Origin of the sequence: Mesorhizobium sp. M4A.F.Ca.ET.050.02.1.1 (assembly GCF_003997725.1) — a bacterium.
Taxonomy (GTDB): domain Bacteria; phylum Pseudomonadota; class Alphaproteobacteria; order Rhizobiales; family Rhizobiaceae; genus Mesorhizobium.
Window position 1 is genome coordinate 1 of record NZ_RZSG01001134.1, and the last position, 1,412, is coordinate 1,412.

3 protein-coding genes are annotated in these 1,412 nt (G+C 65.9%); 2 read left to right on the forward strand and 1 reads right to left on the reverse strand.

Features of this window, described 5'->3' with window-relative positions; translation table 11 throughout:
• Nucleotides 1–466: ATPase domain-containing protein (locus EOA33_RS35695; protein WP_281033593.1), on the reverse strand; the 466-nt coding region annotated here is incomplete at its 3' end.
• Between the two features lie 41 nt (nucleotides 467–507).
• On the opposite strand from EOA33_RS35695, the gene EOA33_RS35700 reads away from it, so the two are divergent.
• Together EOA33_RS35700 and EOA33_RS35705 are read left to right on the forward strand one after the other, a co-directional pair.
• Nucleotides 508–708, forward strand: a complete 201-nt coding sequence (locus EOA33_RS35700) for a hypothetical protein (RefSeq protein WP_127407722.1) — start codon at nucleotides 508–510, stop codon at nucleotides 706–708.
• A 40-nt stretch (nucleotides 709–748) separates the two neighbouring features.
• Nucleotides 749–1,412 (forward strand): carbohydrate kinase family protein (locus tag EOA33_RS35705; protein WP_127407723.1); only part of this gene is annotated, 664 nt, incomplete at its 3' end.

Consider the following 1,412-nt stretch of genomic DNA (forward strand, 5'->3'; position numbering starts at 1 on the left):
AATCGACCACCAGCACGTCGATGGCGCCGGAGCGCACCAGCGTATCGCAGATCTCCAGCGCCTGCTCGCCGGTGTCGGGCTGCGAGATCAGCAGGTTTTCGAGGTCGACGCCGAGCTTGCGGGCATAAACCGGATCGAGGGCGTGCTCGGCATCGACGAAGGCGCAGATGCCGCCTTTCTTCTGGGCTTCCGCCACCGTGTGCAGCGCCAGCGTCGTCTTGCCCGAGCTTTCCGGCCCGTAGATCTCGATGATGCGGCCGCGCGGCAGGCCGCCGACGCCGAGCGCGATGTCGAGGCCGAGCGAGCCGGTCGGCACGGTTTCGATCTCGACCACCTGCTCATTGGCGCCGAGGCGCATGATCGAGCCCTTGCCGAAGGCGCGCTCGATTTGCGACAGCGCCGCGTCCAGAGCCTTTGATTTGTCCACTGCCTTATCCTCTACAAGCCGCAAAGTATTCTGAGCCATGATACATCACCCCTTGGTCGTCAATGAAGGCCGGACAATCCGTGATCCCTGCCATTTTGTACCTTTTTTGTTCTCGTTTGGCAAGAGGCATCAAGTTGCTGAAAAACAATCAATATCTTGATCTGTTCTATTTATGTCCCACAACACACGGCGGCGGCGTCGTCCAATCGGCCATGCAGGGTTCCGTTGTCCGGCCGGCCCGAATCGCGGCGCTGATTGCGGGGCGGCGCGGAGAAACCTAGTGTGCGCGGCCGGACAATCAACAAAGGTATCGACGCCACGATGGTGAAGTCCCCCAACATCCTTGCCGTGGGCGGCGCCCATATCGACCGGCGGGGCCAGGTGTCGGGCCCTTACGTGCCGGCTGCCTCGAATCCCGGCACCATGCGCGAGGATGTCGGCGGCGGCGTCTTCAACGCGTTGCGCAGTGTGGTCAGGCGCGGCGTCTCGGCCTCGCTGCTGTCGATGCGCGGCGGCGACGCCGCGGCCGAGACTGTGTCGACGGCGATCGCGAGCGCCGGCATCGTCGACCTGTCGGCGGTGTTCCTCGACCGCACGACGCCGAGCTACACGGCGCTGATCGACCGCGACGGCGAGCTGATCGTCGGCTTTGCCGACATGGCGCTCTACGACCTCGCCTTCCCCAAGCAGATCCGCCGCGCCAAGGTGCGCGAGGCGATCGCTTCCGCCGATGCCCTCCTATGCGACGCGAACCTGCCGTCCGCGGCGCTGGAACGGCTGGTGGCGCAAGCCGCCGGCAAGCCGATCTTCGCCATCGCCATCTCGCCGGCCAAGGTGGTGCGGCTGATGCAGGTGCTGGGCAGCCTGGCCGTGCTGTTCATGAACCGGCGCGAGGCCGGCGCCCTTGCCGGCCTGGGCGACGATGCGAATGGCCACGATCTGGTCGGCGGGCTGCGGCGCGCCGGGCTCAGGAGTGGCGTGGTGA